This is a genomic window from Martelella lutilitoris, assembly GCF_005924265.1.
In the GTDB taxonomy this organism is placed as follows: domain Bacteria; phylum Pseudomonadota; class Alphaproteobacteria; order Rhizobiales; family Rhizobiaceae; genus Martelella; species Martelella lutilitoris.
On record NZ_VCLB01000003.1, the window covers coordinates 243,215 to 268,719 of the forward strand.

Annotated in this window: 22 protein-coding genes; 13 read left to right on the forward strand and 9 right to left on the reverse strand. The window is 62.4% G+C overall.

The genetic code is table 11. From position 1 onward, the window contains the following. The first annotated feature begins 72 nt into the window (after positions 1 to 72). The 9 genes from uxaC (at position 73) to typA (ending at position 11,110) form a co-directional block, all read left to right on the forward strand. The gene (uxaC, locus tag FF124_RS06215) at positions 73 to 1,476 is read left to right on the forward strand and encodes a glucuronate isomerase (RefSeq protein WP_138747623.1); all 1,404 of its coding nucleotides are present in this window, start codon (positions 73 to 75) and stop codon (positions 1,474 to 1,476) included. A gap of 322 nt (positions 1,477 to 1,798) precedes the next feature. Then, positions 1,799 to 2,620: a 5-dehydro-4-deoxy-D-glucuronate isomerase gene (gene kduI, locus FF124_RS06220; protein ID WP_138747624.1), complete on the forward strand. Its 822-nt coding sequence runs from the start codon at positions 1,799 to 1,801 to the stop codon at positions 2,618 to 2,620. Continuing rightward, positions 2,620 to 3,369, forward strand: a complete 750-nt coding sequence (kduD, locus tag FF124_RS06225; RefSeq protein WP_138747625.1) for a 2-dehydro-3-deoxy-D-gluconate 5-dehydrogenase KduD — start codon at positions 2,620 to 2,622, stop codon at positions 3,367 to 3,369. The genes kduI and kduD overlap by 1 nt, the downstream gene beginning before the upstream one ends. Further along, positions 3,347 to 4,816: a mannitol dehydrogenase family protein gene (locus FF124_RS06230; RefSeq protein WP_138747831.1), complete on the forward strand. Its 1,470-nt coding sequence runs from the start codon at positions 3,347 to 3,349 to the stop codon at positions 4,814 to 4,816. Before kduD ends, FF124_RS06230 begins: the two co-directional genes overlap by 23 nt. 80 nt (positions 4,817 to 4,896) lie before the next feature. Next, complete coding sequence (locus FF124_RS06235; RefSeq protein ID WP_425462514.1) at positions 4,897 to 6,426, forward strand: UxaA family hydrolase; 1,530 nt, start codon at positions 4,897 to 4,899, stop codon at positions 6,424 to 6,426. A 298-nt stretch (positions 6,427 to 6,724) separates the two neighbouring features. Further along, a complete protein-coding gene (locus FF124_RS20895; protein WP_281285243.1) occupies positions 6,725 to 6,847 on the forward strand; it encodes a hypothetical protein in 123 nt (40 codons plus the stop codon). After that, the gene (locus tag FF124_RS06240; protein WP_210237445.1) at positions 6,844 to 7,131 is read left to right on the forward strand and encodes a FeoA family protein; all 288 of its coding nucleotides are present in this window, start codon (positions 6,844 to 6,846) and stop codon (positions 7,129 to 7,131) included. The genes FF124_RS20895 and FF124_RS06240 overlap by 4 nt, the downstream gene beginning before the upstream one ends. A gap of 124 nt (positions 7,132 to 7,255) precedes the next feature. Next, a complete protein-coding gene (gene feoB / locus FF124_RS06245; protein ID WP_138747627.1) occupies positions 7,256 to 9,094 on the forward strand; it encodes a ferrous iron transport protein B in 1,839 nt (612 codons plus the stop codon). Positions 9,095 to 9,286: 192 nt separating this feature from the next. After that, complete coding sequence (gene typA / locus FF124_RS06250; RefSeq protein WP_138747628.1) at positions 9,287 to 11,110, forward strand: translational GTPase TypA; 1,824 nt, start codon at positions 9,287 to 9,289, stop codon at positions 11,108 to 11,110. 274 nt (positions 11,111 to 11,384) lie between these two features. On the opposite strand, the gene FF124_RS06255 is transcribed toward typA, so the two are convergent. Further along, positions 11,385 to 11,786 carry a hypothetical protein gene (locus FF124_RS06255; RefSeq protein WP_138747629.1) on the reverse strand — a complete coding sequence of 134 codons (402 nt, stop codon included), beginning with the start codon at positions 11,784 to 11,786 and terminating at the stop codon, positions 11,385 to 11,387. A gap of 225 nt (positions 11,787 to 12,011) precedes the next feature. Between FF124_RS06255 and FF124_RS06260 the strand changes: the two genes are divergently transcribed. The 4 genes from FF124_RS06260 to FF124_RS06275 all read left to right on the forward strand — a co-directional run bounded on the left by FF124_RS06260 (position 12,012) and on the right by FF124_RS06275 (position 15,393). Next, a complete protein-coding gene (locus FF124_RS06260; RefSeq protein ID WP_210237446.1) occupies positions 12,012 to 12,770 on the forward strand; it encodes an SDR family NAD(P)-dependent oxidoreductase in 759 nt (252 codons plus the stop codon). Continuing rightward, positions 12,767 to 13,681, forward strand: coding sequence for an NAD-dependent epimerase/dehydratase family protein (locus tag FF124_RS06265; RefSeq protein WP_138747631.1), 915 nt, complete (start codon positions 12,767 to 12,769; stop codon positions 13,679 to 13,681). The genes FF124_RS06260 and FF124_RS06265 overlap by 4 nt, the downstream gene beginning before the upstream one ends. Positions 13,682 to 13,747: 66 nt before the next feature. After that, entirely contained in the window at positions 13,748 to 14,464 is a 717-nt protein-coding gene (gene pxpB, locus FF124_RS06270; protein ID WP_246072214.1) for a 5-oxoprolinase subunit PxpB, read from the forward strand. After that, positions 14,458 to 15,393, forward strand: a complete 936-nt coding sequence (locus FF124_RS06275) for a 5-oxoprolinase subunit C family protein (protein ID WP_138747633.1) — start codon at positions 14,458 to 14,460, stop codon at positions 15,391 to 15,393. Before pxpB ends, FF124_RS06275 begins: the two co-directional genes overlap by 7 nt. Before the next feature lie 28 nt (positions 15,394 to 15,421). Here FF124_RS06275 and FF124_RS06280 read toward each other — a convergent pair whose 3' ends face one another. The 8 genes from FF124_RS06280 to FF124_RS06315 form a co-directional block, all read right to left on the reverse strand. Then, positions 15,422 to 16,144 carry a GntR family transcriptional regulator gene (locus FF124_RS06280; RefSeq protein WP_138747634.1) on the reverse strand — a complete coding sequence of 241 codons (723 nt, stop codon included), beginning with the start codon at positions 16,142 to 16,144 and terminating at the stop codon, positions 15,422 to 15,424. Further along, positions 16,141 to 17,430: a TRAP transporter large permease gene (locus tag FF124_RS06285; RefSeq protein WP_138747635.1), complete on the reverse strand. Its 1,290-nt coding sequence runs from the start codon at positions 17,428 to 17,430 to the stop codon at positions 16,141 to 16,143. The genes FF124_RS06280 and FF124_RS06285 overlap by 4 nt, the downstream gene beginning before the upstream one ends. Then, positions 17,423 to 17,938 (reverse strand): TRAP transporter small permease subunit, encoded by a 516-nt coding sequence (locus tag FF124_RS06290; protein WP_138747636.1) that lies wholly within the window; start codon positions 17,936 to 17,938, stop codon positions 17,423 to 17,425. Before FF124_RS06290 ends, FF124_RS06285 begins: the two co-directional genes overlap by 8 nt. Before the next feature lie 95 nt (positions 17,939 to 18,033). Then, positions 18,034 to 19,014 carry a TRAP transporter substrate-binding protein gene (locus FF124_RS06295; RefSeq protein ID WP_187326832.1) on the reverse strand — a complete coding sequence of 327 codons (981 nt, stop codon included), beginning with the start codon at positions 19,012 to 19,014 and terminating at the stop codon, positions 18,034 to 18,036. 4 nt (positions 19,015 to 19,018) lie between these two features. Next, complete coding sequence (locus tag FF124_RS06300) at positions 19,019 to 20,710, reverse strand: hydantoinase B/oxoprolinase family protein (RefSeq protein ID WP_138747638.1); 1,692 nt, start codon at positions 20,708 to 20,710, stop codon at positions 19,019 to 19,021. Further along, positions 20,710 to 22,791, reverse strand: a complete 2,082-nt coding sequence (locus FF124_RS06305; RefSeq protein ID WP_138747639.1) for a hydantoinase/oxoprolinase family protein — start codon at positions 22,789 to 22,791, stop codon at positions 20,710 to 20,712. Before FF124_RS06305 ends, FF124_RS06300 begins: the two co-directional genes overlap by 1 nt. Positions 22,792 to 23,137: 346 nt before the next feature. Further along, positions 23,138 to 24,751, reverse strand: a complete 1,614-nt coding sequence (locus tag FF124_RS06310; protein WP_138747640.1) for a BCCT family transporter — start codon at positions 24,749 to 24,751, stop codon at positions 23,138 to 23,140. 62 nt (positions 24,752 to 24,813) lie between these two features. After that, a complete protein-coding gene (locus FF124_RS06315) occupies positions 24,814 to 25,230 on the reverse strand; it encodes a universal stress protein (RefSeq protein WP_187326833.1) in 417 nt (138 codons plus the stop codon). Positions 25,231 to 25,505: the final 275 nt, after the last annotated feature.

A 25,505-nucleotide genomic window follows, 5' to 3' on the forward strand; every position in this document is an offset into this window, starting at 1 on the left:
ATATTAGTTTTCGTGTGAAATGCAATCGCGCATTTCGACCATACAAAAAAACCCGATGCGGGAGACTAAGACATGCTCAACAAGGACCGGCTTTTTCCGACCGAACCAAAGACGCGGGACCTGGCACGCGCGCTTTACAACGAAATCAGCACGCTCCCGATCGTCAGCCCGCACGGCCACACCGACCCCCGCTGGTACGCCGAGAACGAGCCTTTCCCTGATCCGGCAAAACTGTTCGTGGTTCCCGACCACTATGTCTTCCGCATGCTCTGCTCGCAAGGCGTGAAACTGACCGACCTGGGCGTGCCGCGCGTTGACGGCGGCGAGACGGAAACCGACAGCCGCAAGATCTGGCGCCTCTTCGCCGAGAACTTCTACCTGCTGCGCGGCACGCCGAGCCGCGGCTGGCTGGAACATTCCTTCGAGCATGTCTTCGGCCTCACAAAGCGCTTCGGCCCCGAAACCGCCGATGAGTTCTACGACCATATCGACGAATGTCTGAAAAAGCCGGAATTCCGACCGCGTGCGCTGTTCGAGCGTTTTAACATCGAGGCGATTTCGACCACGGAAAGCCCGCTCGATGACCTGAAATGGCACGCGATGATCCGCGATTCGGGCTGGACCGGCGGCAAGGTCGTCACCTCCTATCGTCCAGACCCGGTTGTCGATCCAGAGTTTGAAGGCTTTGCCGAAAACGTCGAGAAGTTCGGCGAGCTGACCGGCGTCGACGCGACCAAATACGAGAACTATCTTCAAGCCCACCGCATCCGCCGCGCTTTCTTCAAGCAGTATGGCGCCACCGCGACCGACCACGGTCACCCGACCGCGCGCACCGAGGACTTGCCGAAAGCCGACGTCGAGGCACTTTTTGCCAAGGCTCTGAAGGGCGAATGCTCGGCCGAGGAAGCCGATGCATTCCGCGGCCACATGCTGACCGAAATGGCCCGCATGAGTGTCGAGGATGGCCTCGTTCTGCAGATCCATCCGGGCTCATCCCGCAACCATTCGGACGAGGTCATGGCACGTTTCGGTCGCGACAAGGGCTTCGATATCCCCGTTCAGACCAGTTACGTCGAGGCGTTGCGTCCGCTGCTCAATGCCGTGGGCATGGAACCGGACCTGACGATCGTGCTGTTCACGCTCGACGAGACAGCCTATTCGCGCGAACTGGCCCCGCTTGCCGGCGTCTATCCCGCGCTCCGTCTCGGCCCGGCCTGGTGGTTCCACGACAGCCCCGAGGGCATGCGCCGCTACCGTGAAATGGTCACGGAAACGGCAGGCTTCTACAACACAGTCGGCTTTAACGACGACACGCGCGCCTTCTGCTCGATCCCCGCACGCCATGATGTCGCCCGCCGCGTCGACTGCGCCTTCCTGGCGACCCTCGTCGCCACCGGACGCCTGGACGAAGACGAGGCACCGGAAGTCGCGCGCGACTTGACCTACAATCTGGTCAAGCGCGCATACCGGCTGTAACAACAGCCATTTTCAAGCAGGGAGAGTATTTTTGAAACGCTTGAAAAATCCGGGACGCCAAATTGTGCAACCATCAATGCCGCGCCTTTCTCCCGGGCGCGGCTGCCCTATGTGAGGGCCTGCCCCGGTCTTTTTTTGCCGTCAGAGCAGGCACCCGAAAGGCCGGTCGGGAAAAACCTTCCCTCGCCGAAACCGGCGGGGGTGTCACCGACAAGGCAGAGGCCTTGGTCCCAAAAGCTGACGGAGGCATGAACGGGGCATGGTGACCGATGCCTTTACGTCCCGAGCGTGAAGTCTTTTCAATAAAGTGAAGGAGAATAAGATGTTGAATATCGAAATTCGCCATGCGATCGATCCGGTCACGGCGAGCACGTTCGACACGAGCGAACTGCGCGAACATTTTCAGACCAGCAACCTGTTCGTTCCTGGTGAAATCAATCTCATCTACACCCATTATGACCGCATGATCGTCGGCGGCGCCTGCCCGGCAGACGGCCCGCTGGAACTCGACCATGTCGCGCCCTGCGGCACGGCTTCGATCCTCGATCGCCGCGAGATGACGATCGTGAAGCTTGGCGGCCCCGGCAAGGTCACCTGCGACGCCGAATACGACATGGTCCACGGCGACATGCTCTATCTCGGCATGGGCGCCGGAAAGGTCACCTTCTCGGGCGAAGGCCGCTTCTACATCCTCTCCGCGCCGGCGCACCAGACCTATCCCTCGCGCCTGATCAAGATCGCCGAAGCGGCCAATGTGACGCTGGGCGCGCCCGAAAACTGCAATGAACGCACCATCTATCAGTTCGTCCATCCCGACGTGATGAAGTCCTGCCAGCTCGTCGTCGGCATGACCAAGCTGCAGAAGGGCTCGATCTGGAACACCATGCCGGCCCACGTTCACGACCGCCGCATGGAGGCCTATCTCTATATCGACCTCGATGAAAACGCCCGCGTGTTCCACATGATGGGCGAGCCCGACGAGACCCGCCATCTGGTGCTGAAGAACGAGGAAGGCGCGATTTCTCCGCCCTGGTCGATCCATTGCGGCGCCGGCACGTCCAACTACACCTTCATCTGGGCTATGGCCGGCGACAATGTCGACTACAAGGATGTTGAAATGGTATCGATGGAGACCCTCAAGTAATGGCTATTTCTTTCTCTCTTGAAGGCAAGCGCGCGCTGGTGACCGGCGCCAACACCGGGATCGGCCAGGGCATCGCGATTGCCCTTGGCGAGGCCGGAGCGGAAGTGCTGTGCACCAGCCATCAGGACAGCGACGAAACCGTGAAGATCATCAAGGACGCCGGCGGCAAGGCCGTCAGCGAGATCCTCGATCTTTCCAATCCGATGAACGGCAAGACGTTCATCGAGGCCTATGACAAGCCGATCGATATCCTGGTCAACAATGCGGGCCTGATCCGCCGCGATGACGCCGTCGACTTTTCCGAAAAGGACTGGGACGACGTCATGGACATGAACGTCAAGGCTGTGTTCTTCACCTGCCAGGGCTTCGCCAAGAAGGTTCTCGAGCGCGGCGGCACCGGCAAGATCATCAACATCGCCTCGATGCTGTCCTTCCAGGGCGGTATCCGCGTCCCCTCCTACACCGCGTCGAAGAGCGGCGTTGCCGGCATCACCAAGCTGATGTGCAACGAGTGGGCGGCCAAGGGCATCAATGTGAACGCGATTGCGCCCGGCTATATCGCCACCAACAACACCGCCGCACTGCGCGCCGATGAAAAGCGCTCTGCGGAAATCCTTGGCCGGATTCCGGCCGATCGCTGGGGTGACCCGGCTGACCTGGGCGGCACGGCCGTCTTTCTTGCTTCGCCCGCCGCTGATTACATCAACGGGGCGATCCTTAATGTCGATGGAGGGTGGCTTGCCCGCTAATGCCGAAAGCCTTCCCCGCTTAAAACGTCCGGACGCGCCGCGTCCGGGCTCGGGGATTGTGCATCTGGGCCTGGGAGCGTTTTATCGCTCCCACGGCGCAATTTACATTTATGAAGCAATGCAAACGTCCGGTGGCGACTGGGGCATTGTCGGCGTCAATCTGATGACGCCCCCGAAACAGCGCGAGATCTTCGAGCCGCAGGGCTTTGCCTATACGGCCGTCTCGCTCGCGCCGGAAGGCATCGAGCCGCAGGTGATCCCTGTGCTGAACGATGTGCTTGATGCGCCGGATGATCCGGAGGCCGTCCTCTCCCTGATGGCCGATCCGAAGATCAAGATCGTCACCTCCACGGTGACCGAAAAGGGCTATTGCCATTTCCCCTCGACCGGCAAGCTCAACCGCGAACACCCCTTCATCATTGAAGACCTGAAGGACGAAAACAAGCCGAAATCGGCGCTCGGTTATATCGTCCGCGCGCTGGACCGTCGCCGCAAGGCCGGCCACCGTCCGTTCACGATGATGAGCTCCGACAACCTGCCGAACAACGGCCATGTCGTCCACGCCGTCGTTGTCGAACTTGCAGGCATGATCGATCCCGAGCTTCAAGCCTGGATCGAAAAGGAAGTCACCTTCCCCTGCACCATGATCGACCGCATCGTGCCGGCCACCAAACCGGAAGACATCGAGCGCGTCGCGGAGCTCACCGGCGTCTACGATCCGGTTCCGGTAATGCACGAGCCCTTCCGCCAGTGGGTTGTCGAAGACAAGTTCGTGGACGGAGAGCGCCCCGATATCGGCGCTGTCGGCGCGCAGCTTGTCGAGGACGTGACCCCGTTCGAGCACATGAAGCTTCGCTGCCTCAACGGCACGCATTCCTCGATTTCCTATCTCGGCTATCTGGCCGGCAAGGAAACGATCTATGACACGGTCTCCGACACGGTGTTTGCGGCCTACTGCAAATTCCTGTGGGAGAAGGAAATCATTCCCGCCGTTGACGCGCCTCCAGGCGTCAGCCTCAAGGAATACACCGCCGCCCTTTTCGAGCGCTATTCCAACCCTTCGATTCGCCACCTGACCTGGCAGATCGCCATGGACGGATCGCAGAAACTGCCGCAGCGCATTCTCGAAACGGTGCAGGAAGATCTCGAAGCCGGTCGCCCGGTTCCCGGCCTTTCGCTCGCGATCGCGGCCTGGATGCGTTACATCGGCGGCGTCGACGAACGCGGCAATCCGATCGACGTGCGCGATCCGCTCGCCGAGAAGCTCAAGGCGCTGTCCGACGCCGGCGCAACGCCGCGCGACAAGGTCGAGGCGCTGATCGGCGTTTCCGACGTGTTCCCCAAGGCGCTTCAGGACAACAAGGACTTCGTTGAAGGTCTCGCCGCCGCTTATGAGGGGCTCGTTGAAAAGGGCGCCCGCGCCATGGCCGAAGCGGTCGTGAGATAGGCAAGCGCAGGGCGTCGCCCGTCTGCGGCGACGCCCGGACCAATGCAGTTATCCCGGGGAGCACCCGGTCGGGAGGTATTATCGTGGCTGAACTCTGTCTCAAACTTCACCCCAAGGACACGGTGTCCATCCTTGCCGGACGCGCCGACAAGGGTGATACGCCGCTTGGCTTCGGCGTGCCGCTCGACAAGCCCGTGACCCGTGGGCACAAGATCGCCAATACCGACATTCCCGAAGGCGGCGGCATCTTCAAGTTCGGCCAGTTGATCGGCTATGCCGCGCGCGACATCAAGGCCGGCGAGCACGTGCATGTGCACAATTGCACTTTCGGCGACCATGGCCGCGATTACGAAATCGGCGTCGATCTGGAAGCCGCCAGGGCCGCCATCCCCGAAGTCGCGCCCCGCACCTTCATGGGCTATCGCCGCGCCGACGGCTCCGCCGGCACGCGCAATTACATCGCCATCTGCGGCACGGTGAACTGTTCGGCGACGGTGATCCGCCGCGCTGCCGACATCATCAACCAGTCCGGCATTCTCGATAGTTACCCGCATATCGACGGCGTTGCCGCCTTTGCCCATGGCACCGGCTGCGGCATGGCCAGTTCCGGCCCCGGCTTCGACAATCTGCAGCGCGTGTTGTGGGGCTATGCGACGCATCCGAATGTGGGCGCCGCGCTTTTCGTCGGCCTTGGCTGTGAGCAGATGCAGCTTGCCCGCATGCGCGAGATCCACGGCGAGATGGACGAGAGCCGTTTCTTCATGATGACCATCCAGGAGAACGGCGGTACGCAGAAATCGATCGACAAGATCGTTGACCACATCAAGGAGCTCCTGCCCAAGGTCAATGAGGCCCGCCGGGTCGAAATACCGGTTTGCGAACTGAAGCTTGCCCTGCAATGCGGCGGTTCCGACGGCTTTTCCGGCATCACCGCAAATCCCGCGCTTGGCATCGCCTCCGACCTTCTCGTCGGCATGGGCGGCACGGTCGTGCTGTCGGAAACGCCGGAAATCTATGGCGCCGAGCAGCTTCTGCTCCGCCGCGCGGCCAGCAAAGATGTGGCCGAGAAGCTACTCGCCCGCATCAAGTGGTGGGAGGACTATACCGACGCCAACCACGGCTCGATGGACAACAATCCCTCCCCCGGCAACAAGCAGGGCGGACTGACAACCATACTGGAAAAATCCCTCGGCGCGGTCGCCAAGGCCGGCAGCACGCCGTTGATGGATGTTCTCGAATATGGCGAGCAGATCCGCGAAAAGGGCCTGTTGTTCATGGATACGCCCGGATACGATCCGGTTTCGGCCACCGGCCAGATCGCCGGCGGCGCGCAAATCCTCTGCTTTACCACCGGACGCGGCTCGGCCTTCGGCTCCAAGCCGACGCCGACGGTGAAGGTCGCGACCAACTCCGCCCTCTATGCCTCCATGCCCGACGACATGGACCTCAATTGCGGCGACATTCTCTCCGACGGCGCAGACCTTCACAAGAAGGGCGAGGAACTGCTCGATTATCTGATCGCCACAGCCTCCGGGCAGAAGACCAAATCGGAAGCGCTCGGCCTCGGCGACAATGAATTCGTGCCTTGGCAGGTTGGCGCGACGATGTAGTCCGGCGCCACATCAGAACGCTTTTCAGAGAGACCGGATGCCGACAGGCGTCCGGCTTTTTTTTGCCTTTTTTGGGAAGGATAGCGGTTTCGCAAAGCGCCATCGCTTTTTCGTGCCGACGGCAAATCTCTATTTAGTTAGCTAATACTGACCTTAGAAAATAGACATCCATCAAGCGTCGTATGTTTTCTGGCATGATTACAGAGACTTAATTAATCCTGCCTATTTCAGTAAAGTATCTTGCGCGCAATCATGCCGCGTGTCATACAGAAGGGAGATGGAGAGGAGACGAAAGGGCATGCGCATGACCATAACCAATGCCGGCGCCATAGCGCCGCAGATCGGCGAACGCCTGAACGGCGAAGGTCCGCACGCCAATGACTTCATCGATCGCGAAATCGCGGGCATGGGGCAGAAATGAGCAACGATCCAACCATGGAGACGCTCCGCGAGGGCCGGATCGTCTCGCTTGAAAGCCTCCAGCCCGGCGAAAGCGGCATTGTCGAAATCGTCGAGGCCGGCAGTTTCGAGAACGGCCTGTCAGTGCGGTTGAGGGCGCTTGGCCTGTCGAGCCCGCACCAGGTTTCCGTGGTCCGGCGCGCCTGGTTCGGCGGGCCTCTGGTTGTGCGCGCCGGCAAGGCGACAGAGATCGCGATCCGCCGCACGGAGGCCGAACTGGTCAAGGTGCGCAAGATCGAAGACTGAATGGAGCGAGGCGGATCGCACCGGTACGCCTCGTTTATCTGAAAGCATGCCCGGCGGGCCCACACCGAGCAAAACGACAAGACTGGCAGGCGGCCCACCGCCCGCCAAAGCTCCGGAAGACGCCATGTCCCATTGTTCGCCGGCAGAAGCCAATCTCGACCTCAACGACGTTCCGCGCATCGCCATGATCGGCCAGCCGAATACCGGCAAGTCGATGCTCTATAACCGCATCACCGGCGCCAGCGCCTATGTCGGCAACTGGCCGGGCATCACGGTCTCGCTCTCCAATGCGCGCGTCAAACGCGGCGGCAAGACACTGGAATTCGTCGATCTTCCCGGCATCTACGACCTCGAAGGCTTTTCCGAGGACGAAACCATCGTCGCCGACTTCCTCAAGACCTATCCCGTCGATCTCGTCATCATCGTCATCAATGCCAGCCAGATCGACCGGCAGATCCTGATGCCGCTGCAGGTCAAACAGCTCGGCCTGCCCGCAGTCGTCATGCTGAACATGGCCGACGAAGCGCGCAAGAACGGCATCGAGATCGATACGGACGCGCTGTCCGCCCGCCTCGGCCTGCCGGTCCACCTGATCAGCGCCAAATATGGCGAGGGCTATCCCAAGGCGATCGAAAGCGTCTCCGCCATGCTCGAAGCACGCGCCGGTCAGCCTCCGGTGCTGGCCGACTACGAGACGCTACGTTCGACGCTGATGACCGAGGAAACGCTGTCGGAAACGCTTTCCGGCGCGGTCGTCTATCCCGAAGCTCCGCCGAAGACGATCACCCAGAAGCTCGACCGTTTCCTGCTTCATCCGGTTTTCGGCCTGCCGCTGTTCTTCGCGGTCATGCTGTTCGTCTTCTACATCGTCTGGACCATCGGCCTGCCATCGCAGGACTGGGTCGGCGTCATCACCGACTGGATCCAGAACCGCATTCTCGAGCCGGTGCTCAGCCTCGGCCCGGGCTGGCTGCAGAACTTCGTCATAAACGGCATCTGGCTCGGCGTTGCCACCGTCGCGTCCTTCGTGCCGCTAATCATGCTGTTCTTCTTCTGCATGGCGGCTGTGGAGGATTCGGGCTATCTGTCGCGCGCGGCCTATCTGATGGATACCTGGATGCGCCGCATCGGCCTCGACGGCCGCTCCTTCGTCATGCAGATGATGGGTTTCGGCTGCAATGTGCCGGCGCTGATGGGGACGCGGGTGATGCGCTCGCAGCCACTCCGGCTGCTCTCCATGCTGATCATCCCGTTTTCGCTCTGCTCGGCGCGCCTGGCGGTGTTCGTCTTCATCATCGCCGCCGTCTTCCCGCCCGCCCAGGGCCCGATCGTCCTGTTTTCCTTCTACGTCATCTCCTTTGCCGCGGCCTTCCTCGCCGCCGCGATCTTTTCGCGCTCGAGGCAGTTCAGGAATACCGAGCCCTTCGTGCTGGAACTGCCGCCCTACCGTGTGCCGACGCTTCGCCAGGTCTGGCTGCGCGGCTATGGCGAGCTCCGGGAATTCCTGCACCGGGCGACGAATTTCATCATTATCGGCACGATTGCCGTCTGGTTCCTGACCAATTTCCCGACCGATGCCACCGGGCTTGAGACCTGGGGCGGCAAGCTCGGCGAGCTTCTCCAGCCGGTCATGGCGCCGATCGGCATCAACCCCTATCTGACGCTGGCGCTGATCTTCGGCTTCATCGCCAAGGAAGTGGTGATCGGGTCGCTGTCGACGATCTATGCCATGTCGTCGGGCCTCGTCGCCCACCAGATCGCCATCTCGGTCTCACCGGCTGCCGCCTATTCCTTCTGCCTGTTCTGCCTGCTCTACACGCCCTGCCTGACGACGGTGGCCACCGTGAAGGCCGAAAGCCGGTCCTGGGGCTTCATGGTCTTCTCGCTGATCTTTTCGCTCGTCTACGCCTGGGCGATCGCCTTCCTGTTCTACCAGGGCGCCTTGCTCTTGGGCTTTGAATAGGTCGCGGGAACAGGGCTGCGAGGCGTCTATCGCGCTCTGACGACGGCCGCAAAGCCCCTGCCACAAAACATTCTCTTTCGTTTTCGTCAAAAAATGTGTAAGAGCGCGGCAAGTGTAACAGGCGCCCCTTTTCCGGCAGCGGTCCTCCCACCGCTCCTACAGACCCGCGCCCAGCCCCAGAGATCGATAAAAATGGCACTTCGCAATATCGCGATCATCGCGCACGTTGACCATGGCAAGACGACGCTCGTTGACGAGCTCCTGAAGCAGTCCGGCGCATTCCGCGAGAACCAGCGCGTTGATGAGCGCGTGATGGACAGCAATGACCTCGAGAAGGAACGCGGCATCACCATTCTCGCCAAGGCGACCTCGGTCGTCTGGAAGGATACCCGCATCAACATCGTCGACACGCCCGGCCACGCCGACTTTGGCGGCGAGGTGGAGCGCATCCTGTCGATGGTGGACGGCGCGATCGTTCTGGTGGACGCCGCCGAAGGCCCGATGCCGCAGACCAAATTCGTGGTCGGCAAGGCGCTGAAGGTCGGCCTCAAGCCGATCGTCGCCATCAACAAGATCGACCGTCCGGATGCCCGCGCCGATGAAGTCGTCAACGAGGTCTTCGACCTCTTCGCCGCACTCGACGCCACCGACGAGCAGCTCGATTTCCATATCCTCTACGGCTCCGGCCGCGCGGGCTGGATGAACACCGCGCCGGAAGGTCCGCAGGACCAGGGCCTCGGCCCGTTGCTCGACCTTGTTGTCGACCATGTTCCGGCACCAAAGGTTGCCGAAGGTCCGTTCAAGATGATCGGCACGCTGCTGGAAGCCAATCCTTATCTCGGCCGCATCATCACCGGCCGCGTCTTCTCCGGATCGATCAAGCCGAACCAGCCGGTCAAGGTCCTCTCCCAGGACGGCAAGACCGTCGAAACCGGCCGCGTTTCGAAGATCCTCGCCTTCCGCGGCATCGAGCGCCAGCCGATCGAGGAAGCGCAGGCCGGCGACATCATCGCCATTGCCGGCCTTTCCAAGGGCACGGTTGCCGACACGTTCTGCGATCCCTCCGTGACCGAGCCGCTTCAGGCGCAGCCGATCGATCCGCCGACGGTCACCATGTCCTTCATCGTCAATGACAGTCCGCTCGCCGGCACCGAGGGCGACAAGGTGACGAGCCGCGTCATCCGCGACCGGCTGATGAAGGAAGCCGAAGGCAATGTCGCGCTGAAGATCGAGGAAGCCGAGGGCAAGGATTCCTTTTATGTGTCCGGTCGCGGCGAACTCCAGCTTGCCGTCCTGATCGAAACCATGCGTCGCGAAGGCTTCGAGATCGCCGTTTCGCGTCCACGCGTGGTCATGCACAAGAATGAGGAAACCGGCCAGTTGATGGAGCCGGTCGAAGAAGTCGTCATCGACGTTGACGAGGAGCATTCCGGCATCGTCGTGCAGAAGATGGCCGAGCGCAAGGGCGAGATGGTCGAGCTGCGTCCCTCGGGCGGCGACCGCGTGCGTCTGGTGTTCTTTGCCCCGACCCGCGGCCTGATCGGCTACCAGTCGGAGCTTCTGACCGATACGCGCGGCACGGCGATCATGAACCGCCTGTTCCACAACTACCAGCCCTACAAGGGCGAGATCGGCGGCCGCAACCAGGGCGTTCTTCTGTCGAACCAGGCCGGCGAGGCCGTCGCTTACGCCATGTTCAACCTTGAAGATCGCGGCCCGATGATCATCGAGCCCGGCGACAAGGTTTATGCCGGCATGATCGTCGGCATCCATACCCGCGACAACGACCTCGAGGTCAATGTTCTGAAGGGCAAGCAGCTCACCAATATCCGTTCCGCCGGCAAGGACGAAGCCGTGAAGCTGACGCCCCCGATCCGCATGACGCTCGACCGCGCGCTCTCCTGGATCCAGGATGACGAGCTGATGGAAGTCACGCCGAAGTCGATCCGCCTCAGGAAGCTCTATCTCGACTCCAACGAGCGCAAGCGGTTTGAGAAGACCCGCGCTGCAGGCTGATCAAGCGATCAGTATGTGATGACGAAGAAGGCGGCCCATCGCGGTCGCCTTTATTTTGTTGAAAAGCCTGTTGCAATGGCAAAGAACCTGCTCCCATTCTCCGTCACCCCGGCCCTGAGCCGGGGTCCAGGGCCACAAAAACAGTATTCATAACAGCACTTTAATCGCGATGGTTCTCGCTTCTTGGCTCTGGATGCCGGCTCAAGGCCGGCATGACGGATGAGGGTGGGGCGAACTTTGTCAGCAGTCTAGAGGCGGCCCATCGCGGTCGCTTTTATTTTTGGAATAAAACCCAGAAGACATAACAGCTCGCAGCGATCGTCCAGACATCAAAAACGAGCATCGGCCATTTGAGCGTGAGCCTAATCCACATCCATTGAGGCAGTCCAATCTCGGCGACCTTTTTCTTCATGCGGCCTCTGGCATCGATGCCTCCTGCCAATGCGATACAGCCGAACGCAAAGGAGAAAATGGTGAACTTGGTGGTCGCATACAGCGCCATCGCGAACATCATTGCGAAAACGAAAGAGACCGCACGGTTCAGCGAAATAACGTCTTTGGAACCGAAGGGAACATAAAAGGGCGGAAACCCCACCGTGACCTGGTAAGAGACGATAAAATAGAAGAAGGCTGCGAAAGAAAACGCGACGGCAGCCTGAGAAAGAAGGGGGATCATGCGCGCAAGGGTTCCCAAAAAAGGTCGCAGAGGGCGGGTCGCGATGATTGGCGGCGTCCGCCTTGCACATCTTTATCATGAATTTTCCACCTATTCCCAGCCGCCCGGCGATTCGGCACAAAAACCACTGGCCTGCCGATCATAAGTTCTGCATAGTGGTATTATGTACCATTTTACTGATGGTCGGACTCTTTTCAGTCCACTGGGAGGAAAGTTTTGAGAAGAATGATGGGAAGAACCGCGCTGGTGACCGGCGCGGCCGACGGGCTGGGCGCGGCAATCGCGGCACGGCTTGCAAGCGAGGGCGCGCGCATCGGCATCATCGACCGATCCGAAGAGGCAATTGAAAAGGCGCGGCAGAGCGAGAGCCTGGCCTCCGCCGTCTTCATCGCCGGCGACCTGACCGACGGTGACGACATTGCCAGGATGATGGCCGATTTTGCCGCGCGCGACATGGTCTTCGACATCCTCGTCAACAATGCCGGCGGTTCACTGCACACCCCGCGCGCTTTTCTGGAGGAGACGGACGAGGACTGGGACCGTGTCATGACGCTCAATGTCACGGCCGCCGTCAGGATCAGCCGCCATGTGTTGCCGGGCATGATTTCAGCCGGTTTCGGGCGGGTGATCAATCTCGGTTCCAAGGCCGGGCGCTACGGCAGCCTGTTCACCGGCGCCAATTATGTGGCTGCCAAGGGCGCCATCCAGTCGATGACGCTGCAGATGGCGCAGGAATTCGGGCCGAAGGGCATCACCTGCAACGCCGTCTGCCCCGGCGCGATCTCCACGCCGCGCGTCGAACGGCTGCTCAATGAGCGCATGACGCCGGAAGAACGCCAGCGCGCGCTTGAAGGCGTGCCGGTGCGCCGCCATGGCCGCGTGGAGGATGTGGCCGCCGCCGTCGCCTTCTTCGCTTCCGATGAGGCGGGTTTCATCACCGGCCAACTTCTCGACGTCAACGGCGGACAGGGAATGGCATCATGAGCGACACCGACAATACACAACGTACGCCGCTCAAGGTCCTGGTCACCGGCGGAACAGGATTTCTCGGCCAGGCGCTGACGAAGGCGCTTGCCGCGCGCGGCGACCAGGTCACCGTTCTCGACCTCAAACTTCCGGCGGAGATGGCGCGCATTCCCGGCGTCACCTATGTCGAGGGCAACATCACAGAACCGGACTCGGTCGAAGGGACCATCGCGCGCTTCGGGACCGAGGCGATCCTGCATCTTGCCGCCCTCGTCATTCCCGCCTGCCGGGCAAATCCGGCGCTCGGCGCCCAGGTCAATGTCGTCGGCCATATCAACATCATGCAGGCGGCGCTGAAGGCCGGCATTTCCCGCATCGTCTACGCAAGCTCGCTTGCCGCCCGCCCCCGCGGCCCCCTCGCCTCGCCCGTCAACCTCTATGGCGCGTTCAAGCATTGCTGCGAGGAGATCTCCAAGGTCTATTTCCTCGATCACGGCCTCGGCTCGGTGGGCCTGAGGCCGCATGTGGTTTACGGGCCGGGCCGCACCAGCGGGGAGACGGCGGCGATCACGCTTGCCATGCGGGCCGCAGCCCGCGGAGAACCTTACGAGATCCCGTTTTCCGGAAAGATGTGCTTCCAGCATATCGACGAGGTGGCCGAGATTTTCCTGCGATCGCTCGACCGCCCGGCGCCCGCGCCGATCGTCAGCGACCTCACGACGGCCATCGGCTCGAGCGAGGATGTGGCAGAGGCGATCCGCACGGTGGTGCCGGAGGCGCGGATCACCATTGCCGACCGGCCAAGACCGATGCCGGACGCGCTCGACAACGCGCCGCTGCGCGATTTTCTCGGCGACTGGAACGCCGTTTCCCTCCAAGAAGGCACCCGCCGTACGATTGAGGCCTTTCGCGCGACTGCCGATAGCTGATAGATATAGGGCCGCGCGGCGAAAAAAGAGCCGTGCGGACAATATCGAGCCAGGGACAGGCTTTTGGTGCGGATCAAGCCGGCCGGCGATCAGGCCGTGACGATAGAATTTGGCGACAGCATCGACGAGGCGGTCAGCGCCCGCGTGATCACGCTTGAGCGTTCCCTAAAGAACGACCCGCTCGCCGGGATTACGGAGACCGTTCCGACCTACCGCTCGCTTCTGGTGTTCTACGACCCGATGGTGCTCAGCGGCCGCGATCTGGCGCGCCATCTGGAGGCCCGCGTCGACGCAGCGACAACGCCCGGTACGGCGGACGCGCGCCATTTCACCGTGCCGGTCTGCTATCGGGGCGCCGATGCGCTCGACCTTTATGCCGTGGCGGCCGAACGCGGCATGGACCCCGACGACGTCGTCGCCCTTCACACCGGCGCGACCTTTCGCGTCTTCATGATCGGCTTTGCTCCCGGCTTTGCCTATCTCGGCGGCCTGCCGGAAGCGCTTGAAACGCCGCGCCTTGCCGAACCGCGCCAACGCGTACCCGCCGGCGCGGTCGGGATCGGCGGCAGGCAGGCGGCAATCAACTCGCTTCCCGGCCCAAGCGGCTGGCGCTATATCGGCCGCACGCCGCTCAGGCTGTTCGATCCCGAGCGAAGCGACCCGGCCTTTTTCCGCGCCGGCGACATCATCCGCTTTGCCGCCATCCCGCCGGAGGAAATGGCGGACCTCGACCGGCGGGCAGCCCTTGGCGAAATGATCGTGGAGGCTGAAGCGCCATGGTGATGCTGGAAGTGGCAAGGGCCGGCCTGATGGTGACGGTCCAGGCAAAGCCGCGCAACGGTTATCTGGCCGCCGGCGTCTCGCCGTCGGGCCCGATGGATGAGGATGCCTTCCGCATCGCACAGGCGCTTGTCGGTAACAATGCGGATGCTGCCGCGCTTGAATTTGCCCAGACGGGCGGAAGCTATCGCGTCTCCGAACCCACGCTTGTCGCCGTCACCGGTGGTGCTGCGGAAGTGCTGATCAACGGCCAGGCGGTGCCATGCTGGGAAAGCCATCTGCTCGAGCCCGGCGAAAGGCTCGATGTCGGCGTTCTGCGCGGCGGCATGTGGGGCTACATCGCCTTTTCAGGCGGCATCGACGTTCCCGTCGTGCTCGGGTCGCGCACCACCCATGTTCGCAATGCCATGGGCGGTTTTAAAGGCCGCGCGCTCGCCGATGGCGACATGCTGACCCTGTTTCCGTCGGCGACGCTTTTTCCGCGCCAAATGCGCTCGATCTTCCGCAGGCCTTCCGGACCGATCCGGACGATCGCAGGCCCGCAGGATGATTATTTCGACGCCCGCGCCTGGTCGCTGTTTCTCGAGGAGCCCTTCGCCGTCTCGACGCGGCGCGACCGGATGGCGAGCCTGCTCTTCGGCCCGGCGCTTCATGCCGCGCGCGGCCACGATATTATCTCCGACGGCACCCCGCCCGGCTCGATCCAGGTGCCGGGTTCGGGCACGGCAACCGTCCTGACGGCCGAGCGCCAGACGACGGGCGGCTATCCCAAGATCGCGACGGTGATTTCGGCGGACCTGCCGCGCCTGGCGCAGATGCCGGGCGGCCTGCCCTTCCGTTTTGCGCTGGTGGAACAGGAACAGGCGGAAGAAAGCCTCGGCACGGCAAGGCGCGCCGTCGACGCAATCATCGCCGAAATCGAAGAGGGCTGAACCCGCTCCGCGGAAACGCGTTTCCGCTCTATTTCAGCAGCACGTCATTGCGCAGCTGGAAGCGGGCGGGATCGTAAATCGCCTGGGAAATCTCGACCAGCTCGCCATTGTGGCTGTAGAGCTCGGCATCGATGGAAAGGACCGGCGTTCCAACCGACAGGCCGATGGCATCGGCCGCCGGTTGCGGACAGGCGATCGCATTGGCGCTCTGGCTGACGCGCACGATCGGCCGGTCGAACATCTCCTCGATCAGATTGTAGACCGAGCCGACCCGGTGGCGCGAGAGCGACGGCTCTATGCCGGCATAGGGGCCGGCGACAAACATGCGCGACCAGTTGAAGGGCCTCAACCTGCCGGGGATGCGCCTGACGCCGATGACCTCCAGCCAGAAGCCGGTGGCGCTTTCATGGCCGCCGAGCGCCGGATCGGAATGGTTCTCCACATGTCGCGACGTCCAGACTTCCAGCACTGTTTCCCGCGTCACGCGCATCAATTCCGGCATGCTGTTGGTGGCCATGCGGAAATGCTGCTGCGGGGTCTGCGAGGCGATCACCGTGCCCACCCGCTTGCGCCGTGCAACCAGGCCTTCGGACTCGAGTTCGCTCAGCGCGCGCCTCAACGTCGTGCGGCTCACGCCCCGTTCGACAGCAAATTCCACCTCCGGCGGAAGACGGTCACCGACCTTCCAGCGACCGGAAGTGATCTCCTCGCGCAAAGAGCGGGTCAGCAATTTATGTCTCGGTGCGCTCATTCCATTTTTCCAGGCAACCAAAGAACGATCTGCGGGAAGATCGCCAAAAGCAACGCAAAGGCGACCAGAATAAGGAAAAACGGCGCGACGGCGCGGACCAGTCTTCCAATCGTTTCGCCGGTTTGCGCCTGTATGACGAACAGGTTGAATCCCACCGGTGGCGTTATCTGGGATATCTCTACAGCAACAACGACAAAAATACCAAACCAAATCGGATCAAAACCTGCAGATGTAACCAAAGGTAGCGTGATCGGCAATGTCATGACGATGATCGACGTCCCGTCCAGAAACATGCCGATCAGCACATAGAACAGCAGAAGGATGGTGATCAGGGCGAAGGGCGCGAGATCAAGCGCGGCGATCCAGCCGGCGATCGCGCGCGGCAGCCCGAGAAAGCCGAGCGCGGCATTGAGAAGCGCCGCTCCGATCAGGATCAGCCCCATCATCGCGCTGGTGCGCACCGCGCTGTTGCCGGCTTTCAGGAGATTGGCGAAGGTCAGTTCACGCCGGAGCGCCGCCAGGATGACCGCGCCGAGCACACCAACGGAGGCCAGTTCCGTCGGGCTTGCAAGGCCGAAATAAAGCGCGCCCATGATGCCGGCGATCAGCGCCACCATCGGGGCGATCTCGACCAGCCCCCGCCAGCGCGCGCGCCAGCTGTAACGCTCGGCACTCGCCCGTCCGCCGGAAACCGTGTGGGCGGCGGCGATATAGAGGCTGTAAAGGCAGGCGAGCAGCAGGCCGGGCACGATGCCGGCGATGAACAGCCTGAGAATGCTCTGTTCGGAAACGACGCCGTAAATGATCATGATGATCGATGGCGGAATGAGAAAACCAAGCGTGCCTGCGCCGGCAAGCGAACCGATCGACAGACGGCGGTCATAACCATGCGCCTGAAGCTCGGGAAGCGTCACCCGGCCGACGATCGCCGTCGTTGCCGCAGACGAGCCGGAGACGGCGGCAAACAGGGTGGAACCGGCGACATTGACATGCACCAGCCCGCCGGGAAGCCGGCTGACCCAGGGCGCAAGGCCCGAAAACAGCGAGCGGCCGAGGCGTGCGGTCACGAGAATGTCGCTCATCAGGATGAACAGCGGCAGGGCGAGCAGTTCCTGCGCCGTGCCCGCCTGCCACATCAGCTTGCCGGCGAAGGCCTCAAGCGGGATATTGGGTTTGTAGACCGTAAGCAGGATATAGCCGACGCCGAAGAGCGACAGGCCGACCCAGACGGAGCCGAGAAGCAGCACGGCAAAAAGCAGCAACGTGACGAGGCCGATCTCAACCATCCTCCGCCTCCCGTTCAAGCTCCGGTTCCAGGCCGAGAAGAAGCCGCAAAAGCCGCGCCGCCATGGCGAGCACGAACTCCGCCGCGCCGGCGACCGCAAGCGCCTGGGGGATGGCGAGCGGCGTATTCATGAAGCTTGACTGGCGCAGCCCGCGCGTAAAGGAGGCATGAAAGACGGTCCAGAAGGCTTCCAGCAGCAGACAGGCGAGGACCAGCCCGACCAGCGTGGCGGCGATATCGACGAGCCGCGCAAAGCGGGGGCCACGGGAGAGAAGCAGCGAGACCCGCACCTGCGTGCCATGCTGCAGCGCTGGCCCGAGGCCCAGCAAAAACACGCCGCACATGGCGAAGGCCGAATATTCCCAGGAAAAGGCAAGGCTCCGGCTCAAGAAGCCGCGACTGAAGACCTCCGCCAGCATCATCGCGCAGAAACAATAGAGCAGCACCATGGCAATGGTCTGCGCAATTCTGGCGGTCCAGTCGGTGAATGTCAGAAAGGCACGAACCATCGAATATCCAGCGCAAGGCGGCTTCCGGGGCCGCAACCCCGGAACCCTCGTTCATGAAAGACGTGCCCGCAGAAACAGACGGCGGGCAATGGCGGCTATTTGCCGGCCGCCTCGGTGTACTGTTCGATGATCGGACCTGCGGCCGGGACGCGCTCGATGAAGCTGCCCCACATCTCGTGCCCGGCCTCGGACATGACTGCCTTCATCGAATCCTCGGCCTCGGTCACGGTCATCCCGTTTTCGACGAGGATCTCCGTCTTTCCCTCGTCCTCGGCGGCGCTCTGGGCCCAGAACTCGGCCTCAAGTTCTTCGACCACGCCCTCGATTGCGGCCTGGTCCTCCTCCGAAAGCGCATTCCAGGCGTCGAGGTTGATGGTTACCGCATCGGTCGAGGTCGACCACTGCAGCGGGTTGAAATAGGAGGTCGTGTCCCACAGCTTGCCATCGACGCCAGAGGAGGTCGAGGTCGCCACGCCGTCGATCGTTCCGGCGGCAAGCGCCGGCACGACGTCGCCCCAGGGCATTTCCAGCGGGGCGGCGCCAAGCTTGGTCAGGAATTCGAAACTGGCCGGATTGAAGGCACGGATGCGCTGGCCTTGCAGATCCTCGGCCGTGGTAATCTCCGAGCGTGAGTAGAGGCCCGGCGACGGCCACGGGACATAATAGAGGATCTTCTGATTATGGCTTGCGGCGATCTCGTCGAACACCGGCGAGGCCACTTCGAGGAAGGTCGCCATCTGCTCCTGCCCCTGGATCAGATAGGGAAGCGTGTCCATCGCCAGAAGCGGCTCTTCGCCCGCCTGCAGGAACAGCAGGAAATCAGCCATCTGCACGATGCCGGTCTCGACCGCCGCCATGCTCTCGGAGCCCGACACGCCGATTTCGCCGGCGTTGAAGACGTTGATCTGGACATCGCCGTCAGTCGCCTTGGCAACGGCTTCGGCAAACTGCCGCGCGGCCTTGGCCTGAAAATTGGTATCCGGCCACGGGGTCGAGAAGTCCAATGTCGTTTGTGCAGAAGCCTGAGCGGCGCTCAGGCTGACGGCCGCAACGGCCAGCATTGATATCGTTCGCATTGCCCTATTCTCCTCTGTCGGCTGGTTGCATCCTACCATTGTGCCCATTTTCATTGTACCCGTAATCGCGATCGGCCGACACGGAACTGACGAGGCCGCGCTCAAGATCGATCGCGAGCTTTCCCGGATCACGACGCTCAGGGGGACCGAAACCGCCGCCGCCCGGCGTGCGCAGGATCAACGCCTCGCCCGGGGGGATGGTGTAGAGCCCTTTGCTGGTGATCACGGTTCCGTCGGTGATTTCAGCGTGGCCCGGCGCGCCGGCCTTGCCGCCCTCACGCCCGTCCGCGCCCTTTTTCAGGCGTTCAAACGCTGCCGCCGACAAGGTGAGGCTCTGGCCGCGCGCCGAACGGATGCGGATCTCCTGGCCGAGGCCGCCGCGATATTCGCCCGCTCCGCCGCTGTCCGGCGCGAATTCCTTCTTCTCGTAGATCAGCGGCGCCACGGTTTCTGCCACCTCGACCGGCACCGTGCCGACGCCCGAAGGAAAGGCCGTGGTCGAAAGACCGTCGGAGGCCGGACGCGCCCCCATGCCGCCAAGCGCGACATTGAGCGAGGCAAAGCCGCCCTCGCCCTCCGCCGTGATTGCCAGAACCCAGAGAGCGCCGGCGCTTTCGGCGAGAATTTCCCCGCGCTTGGCCTCCGCCAGACAGCCGAGCATGAGATCCGGCAGGGCCTGCCCCACCACATGGCGCGCCGTCACCGGCCAGGGGCGTTCGGCGCTGACGATCAGGCCCGGCGGCGCATCGATCCGGATCGGCGCAAGCGAGGCATGGTTGTTCGGCACTTCCGGGGCAATTGCCACCTTGATGCCGAAGGAGGCATAGGCCTGGCTGTAGTTAAGCGGGCAGTTGATGCCCTTGGCGACGGCCGGCGACGATCCCTTGAGGTCAACCGAAATCTCGCCGTCCCTGACCGTCATCTCCGCCTTCAGCCGGATCGGCGCATCATAGCCGTCAAGTTCGATCTCGGCGTGGTAGACGCCTTCCGGCACCTTCTCGATCGCCACCCGCGTCGCCTCTGCCGAGCGGGCGAAGATGAACGCCGCCAGCGGTTCGAGCGAGCTTGCGTCATATTCGTCCATCAGGGCGAGCAACCGCCTCAGCCCCTCGTCATTGCAGCTCATCAGCGAGATCACGTCGCCGCGCGCCTCGCGCGGGACGCGGGAGTTGACGGCGATCAGCGCAAGCAGTTCCTCGTTGACGACGCCCTTGCGCCGAAGCCTGGTCACCGGAATGACCACGCCCTCCTCGAACACCGAGCGCGCCTCCGCCGACCAGCCGAGCCCGCCGATATCGACGACATGACAGGTCGAGGCGATATAGGCGACGATCGTCCCCTTCCTGAAAACGGGCGTCACCAGCACGAAATCGAAGACATGACCGGCCCCGAGCCAGGGATCGTTGGTCACCAGCACGTCGCCTTCTTCCAGGGTCTCTGCCGGCACGTGTTCCAGCATGGCATTGACCGATTTCGCCATGGTGTTGACATGGCCGGGCGTGCCGGTGACGGCCTGGGCCATCATCCGCCCTCTCGCATCGAAAATGCCGGCCGACAGGTCGCCCGCCTCGCGCACAATGGCGCCGAAGGCAACCCGCAAAAGGGCATTCGCCTGTTCCTCGCAGACGGAAATCAGGCGGTTCCACATGACGTTCATGGCAATGATGTCGGCGTCGGTAAGATGCTCTTCTGTCATCAGGCGTTTCCTTCCCGCTCCAGCACGACATGACCCAGCGCATGGATATAACCCTGCCAGCCCTCGCTCGCATAAATCGTCGTCTGGTCCTCGACGATCAGCATCGGCCCTTCGAAGACCGCGCCCGGGCGTTCATCGCCGCGCCGATAGCGCGCGAAGGTCACCCGTTCGCCTGAGAGCGGCGAGAACACCTCGGCCGTGCCGATGGCTGTCGCCGGACGCGGATCGAAGGAGCCGTCGGTCGCGGTCGCGACCACCGGTTCCGGACCCTTGGCGACGAGGCTGAGTGCGACAAGCTCGATCGCATTGCCGGAATGCTCGGCGCCATAGACCGCGCGATAGGTCTCGACAAAGGCGACGCGCATTTTTTCAAGCGCTTCAGCCGTTTCCACGGGACCGTCAAGATTGATCCTGAGAGCATGGCCCTGACCTTCGTAGCGCAGCTCGGCGGCAATCGCGATATCCGGCTGCGTTCCCCTGGCAAGCGCCGGCCTAACCACGGCATTGGCCTCCTCGGCCATCTCCGACTGCAGCCGCTTCAGACGATCGAGGTCGATCCGGCCAAGCGGCGCCAGCACGCTGCGCGCAACTTCATAGGCAATCGGCGCGCTCAGGAACCCGACGGCCGAACCGACGCCGGCAAAGGCGGGGATGACGACGCGGGAAATGCCGAGTTTTTCGGCAAGGCGCACCGCATGAAGCGGCCCTGCCCCGCCGGAGGCCATCAACGTGTAGGCCGAGACATTCTTGCCCTGTTCGACGGCGTGGACGCGCGCCGCATTGGCCATCGCTTCCTCGCCGATTTCGGTGATGCCGGCGGCGGCCCATTCCGGCGAGCTCATGCCAAGCGGTCCGACGACCTTTTCCTTTATCGCCGCGACCGCAAGCTCCGGCCTGAGCGCAAGCCGCCCGCCTGCAAAGCCTTCCGGCGAGAGCTTGCCGAGCACAACATTGGCGTCGGTGATGGTCGGCTCGCTTCCGCCGAGACCGTAGGCTGCCGGCCCCGGCGCAGCGCCGGCGCTCTTCGGCCCGACGGCAAGCCGGCCAAGCGTATCGCGCCGGGCAATCGACCCGCCGCCGGCGCCGATCTCGACCAGCTCCGTCGTCGGGATGCGCACCGGCAGGCCGGACCCCTTGATGTCGCGCCAGGCCCGCGCCACCTCGAAACGGCGCGCCGTGGCCGGCTGCGCATTTTCCAGAAAGCAGATCTTCGCCGTCGTGCCGCCCATGTCGAAGGCAAGCATTTTCGCGATACCGACCTCGCGCGAGACCCGCGCGCCGAGCGCGACTCCGCCGGCAGGCCCCGATTCCACCAGCCGGATCGGCATGCGCGCGGCCTGGTCGACCGTCGTCAGCCCGCCGCCCGACAGCATCAGCAGGAATTCGCCGGCAAAACCGCGTTCGCGCATTGCCGCGTCGAAACGGTTGAGATAGCGCGACATTAGCGGCCGCACATAGGCATTGGCGGCAACGGTCGAGAAGCGCTCATACTCCCGGATTTCAGGAGAGACCTCGCTTGACAGGCAGATGGTCACATCCTCCGGCAGACGCGCCCGCAACCACTTGGCCACCTGCCGCTCATGCGCATCGCTGGCGGTCGAGTGCAGAAAGCCGATGGCGACAGCCTCCACGCGCTTCTCCAGCAGTTGCGCCGCGATCGCGTCGATTTCGTCTTCCTGCGGCGCGCGGATCACCTTGCCATAGGCATCCATGCGTTCGTCGACGGTCATCCGCAGCTCGCGCGGCACCAGCGGCGCGGGCAGTTGCAGATTGACGTCATACTGCTCGAAGCGTCGCTCATAGCCCATTTCAAGAATGTCGCGGAAACCCCTGGTCGTAACCAGAGCCGTCTTTGCGCCGCGCCGCTCGATCAGCGCATTGGTCGCAAGCGTCGTGCCGTGAATGACGGCGGAAACGTCGGCAAATTCCACATTGTTTTCGGAAAGCAGTGCCAGGCTACCCTCAAGCGCTGCCTTTTCAGGCGCTTCCGGTGTCGTCAGGACCTTGAGCGAGGAGAGGCCGTCGCCCTCCAGCACCATATCCGTGAACGTTCCGCCAATATCAATCGCTAGTCTAAACATAAGATATTATGTTCGTACTTTTTAGCAGGCGTCAAGAGGAGAGCGGTTCCGATTGCAACCGTTACTCTCATACCAAGAAAAAAGGGGCGCGACCACGATTTCGAAGAGACTTCCGACGAAAGTCTCCACCAATTGGTCGGGCGGCGGCCCCGAAAGGACCGCCGCCCGAAATGTCAAACCATTGCTGTCGGTCGTAGAGCGCCGTGCTTTGCGAAAACCGGGCTCCACTTTCTCGCCCGACGCTCTAGCGCGGTTCCGCCTTTCATGGAAACGCGCATCCGCTCTATCTATTTGTTTTGGCGCATTTTCGCGGGCGTCAGATGTTTCCATCTGACTGCGAAATGCTCTAGCGCGGCTCGCTTCTCAGTCCCTTGATGATGGCGAAGCAGGCCAGCAGCAGAACGATGGTGAACGGGAAGCCCGTCGACACAGCCATCGCCTGGAGCGCCGTCAGTCCGCCGCCGAGCAGAAGCGCGATGGCGACCAGGCCCTCGAAGCTCGCCCAAAACACACGCTGCGGCACGGGCGCATCGACCTTGCCGCCGGCCGTGATTGTATCGATCACGATCGAGCCGGAGTCCGACGAGGTCACGAAGAAGACGATGACCAGCACGATGCCGATGATCGAGGTGATCGTCGCCAGCGGCAATGCCTCGAGCATGATGAACAGCTTCAGATCGAGCGGCGCGTTTCCGAGCGCTTCGTAATTGTTGACGATGATCTCATGGATCGCCGTGTCGCCGAACACCGTCATCCACACGATCGAGACGAGCGAGGGGATGATCAGCACGCAGGTGATAAACTCGCGCACCGTGCGGCCGCGCGAAACGCGGGCGATGAACATGCCGACGAAGGGCGACCAGGAAATCCACCACGCCCAATAGAACGAGGTCCAGCCGTCAAGGAAGTTCTTGTCGGTTCGCCCGAACGGATTGGCAAGCTCCGGCAGGTAGCGCGCATAGTCGAAAAAGTTCGAGAACAGGCTGCCGAGAATGGTCAGGGTCGGCCCGACGATAATCACAAAGAACAGCAGGATGCCCGCCAGCGCCATGTTGATCATCGAAAGCCTCTGAACGCCGGCATCCATGCCGGCAACGACCGAACCCAGCGCAATGCCGGTGATCGCGATGATCAGGACCACTTTGGAGAGATCGTCCACGGGAAGCCCGAAGATGTGATTCAAGCCGGCATTGGCCTGTTCGGCGCCGATGCCGAGCGAGGTGGCGAGGCCGAAGAGGGTTGCCAGCACGGCGAGCACGTCGATGACATGGCCCGTCCAGCCCCAGACGCGGTCGCCGAAGATCGGATAGAACACCGAACGCATGGCAAGCGGCAGGCCCTTGTTATAGGAGAAAAGCGCCAGCGCCAGCGCAACGATCGCATAGATCGCCCAGGGATGAAGCGCCCAATGGAAGATGGTCGCGGCCATCGCCAGGCTCTTTGCCTCCGCGGGGTTTCCGGGCGCGCCGCCGAGCGGCGCCCAGCTTTCCGCCGTTCCGGCGTTTTCGGCGACGGAAGATGTGAAGTGCGATATCGGCTCGGACACGCCGTAGAACATCAGGCCGATGCCCATGCCCGCGGCAAACAGCATCGCGAACCAGCCGGTATAGGTATAGTCCGGCGTGGCCTCCGCGCCGCCGAGGCGGATCTTGCCGTAGGGCGAGAAGATCAGGAAGATGCCGAGCAGGACGAAGATGTTGCCGGCGATCAGGAAGAACCAGTCAAAGGTCGACGTCAGCCAGTCCCGCATGCCGTTGAAGATGGTCGCAGCCTCTTCCTGAAAGGCCAGCGTCGCCAGCACGAAGGCGACAACAGCGAGACCGGAGATCAGAAAGACCGGGTTATGGATATCCAGCCCGAAGGGACCGATGTTCGTCGTGATATTATCCTGGCCGATCTCGTAATCGGTTTCGATAATCTCAGTTTCGCCCTCGGGCTCGGGAATCCCCGTGTCGGTCATAAATAATCTCCTTGTTTTGCAATCGTTTCGCGCCGGCCCCTGCAGGCCGGGCAATCGCAGCGTCAGCCGCGGACCAGAAATACCGATGCCTCGGTATGGGTGGCGAGCTGGCCGCCATGCGAATGCATGAAGTGATCCGCGAGATTGGGCACATGGGTGGCCATGATCACCAGGTCGCAACCGAATTCATCGACGGCACGGGCAAGCGACTGGTTGAGATCAACCGCAGGATCATGCGCGACGACGGATCGGCTCTCGGTTGCAACGCCGTATCGGGCCGATTGTTCCTCGGCAAAGGCCTTCAGCCTTGCCTCGAATTCCTTGGGATTGTGGCCGAGCGCGCCGGGCGCCGAAGAGGTCACCCCGACATAGATGACGGACGCGTCATAGAGTTTCGCGATTTCGGCCGCCGTCGTGAGGGAGCGCGTCAACTTGTCGGCATGCGCAAGGTCGACGGGCACCATGATTTTCTTGAACATGTTGAGTTACGGTCCTTCACCGTTCGCGGGTTTGCCGACCCGCATCTTTCCTTCCTCTTCTGCCGCGCCGTAAACGGCGGGGCCGGTACGGCTCGACAAAGCCGGACACGAAAATGCCATATTTCAACTAACATCGCCAAAGCCGCCATGCAAATCAATCCCCTTCCAGCCGACGGCCGGTCGTCCGGAGAGGCAATGTGAAATGACGTGAACGACCTCGAAACAAAAAAGCCCCACCGCTTTGCGCGATGGGGCTTTTCCTGGACACCGGACTG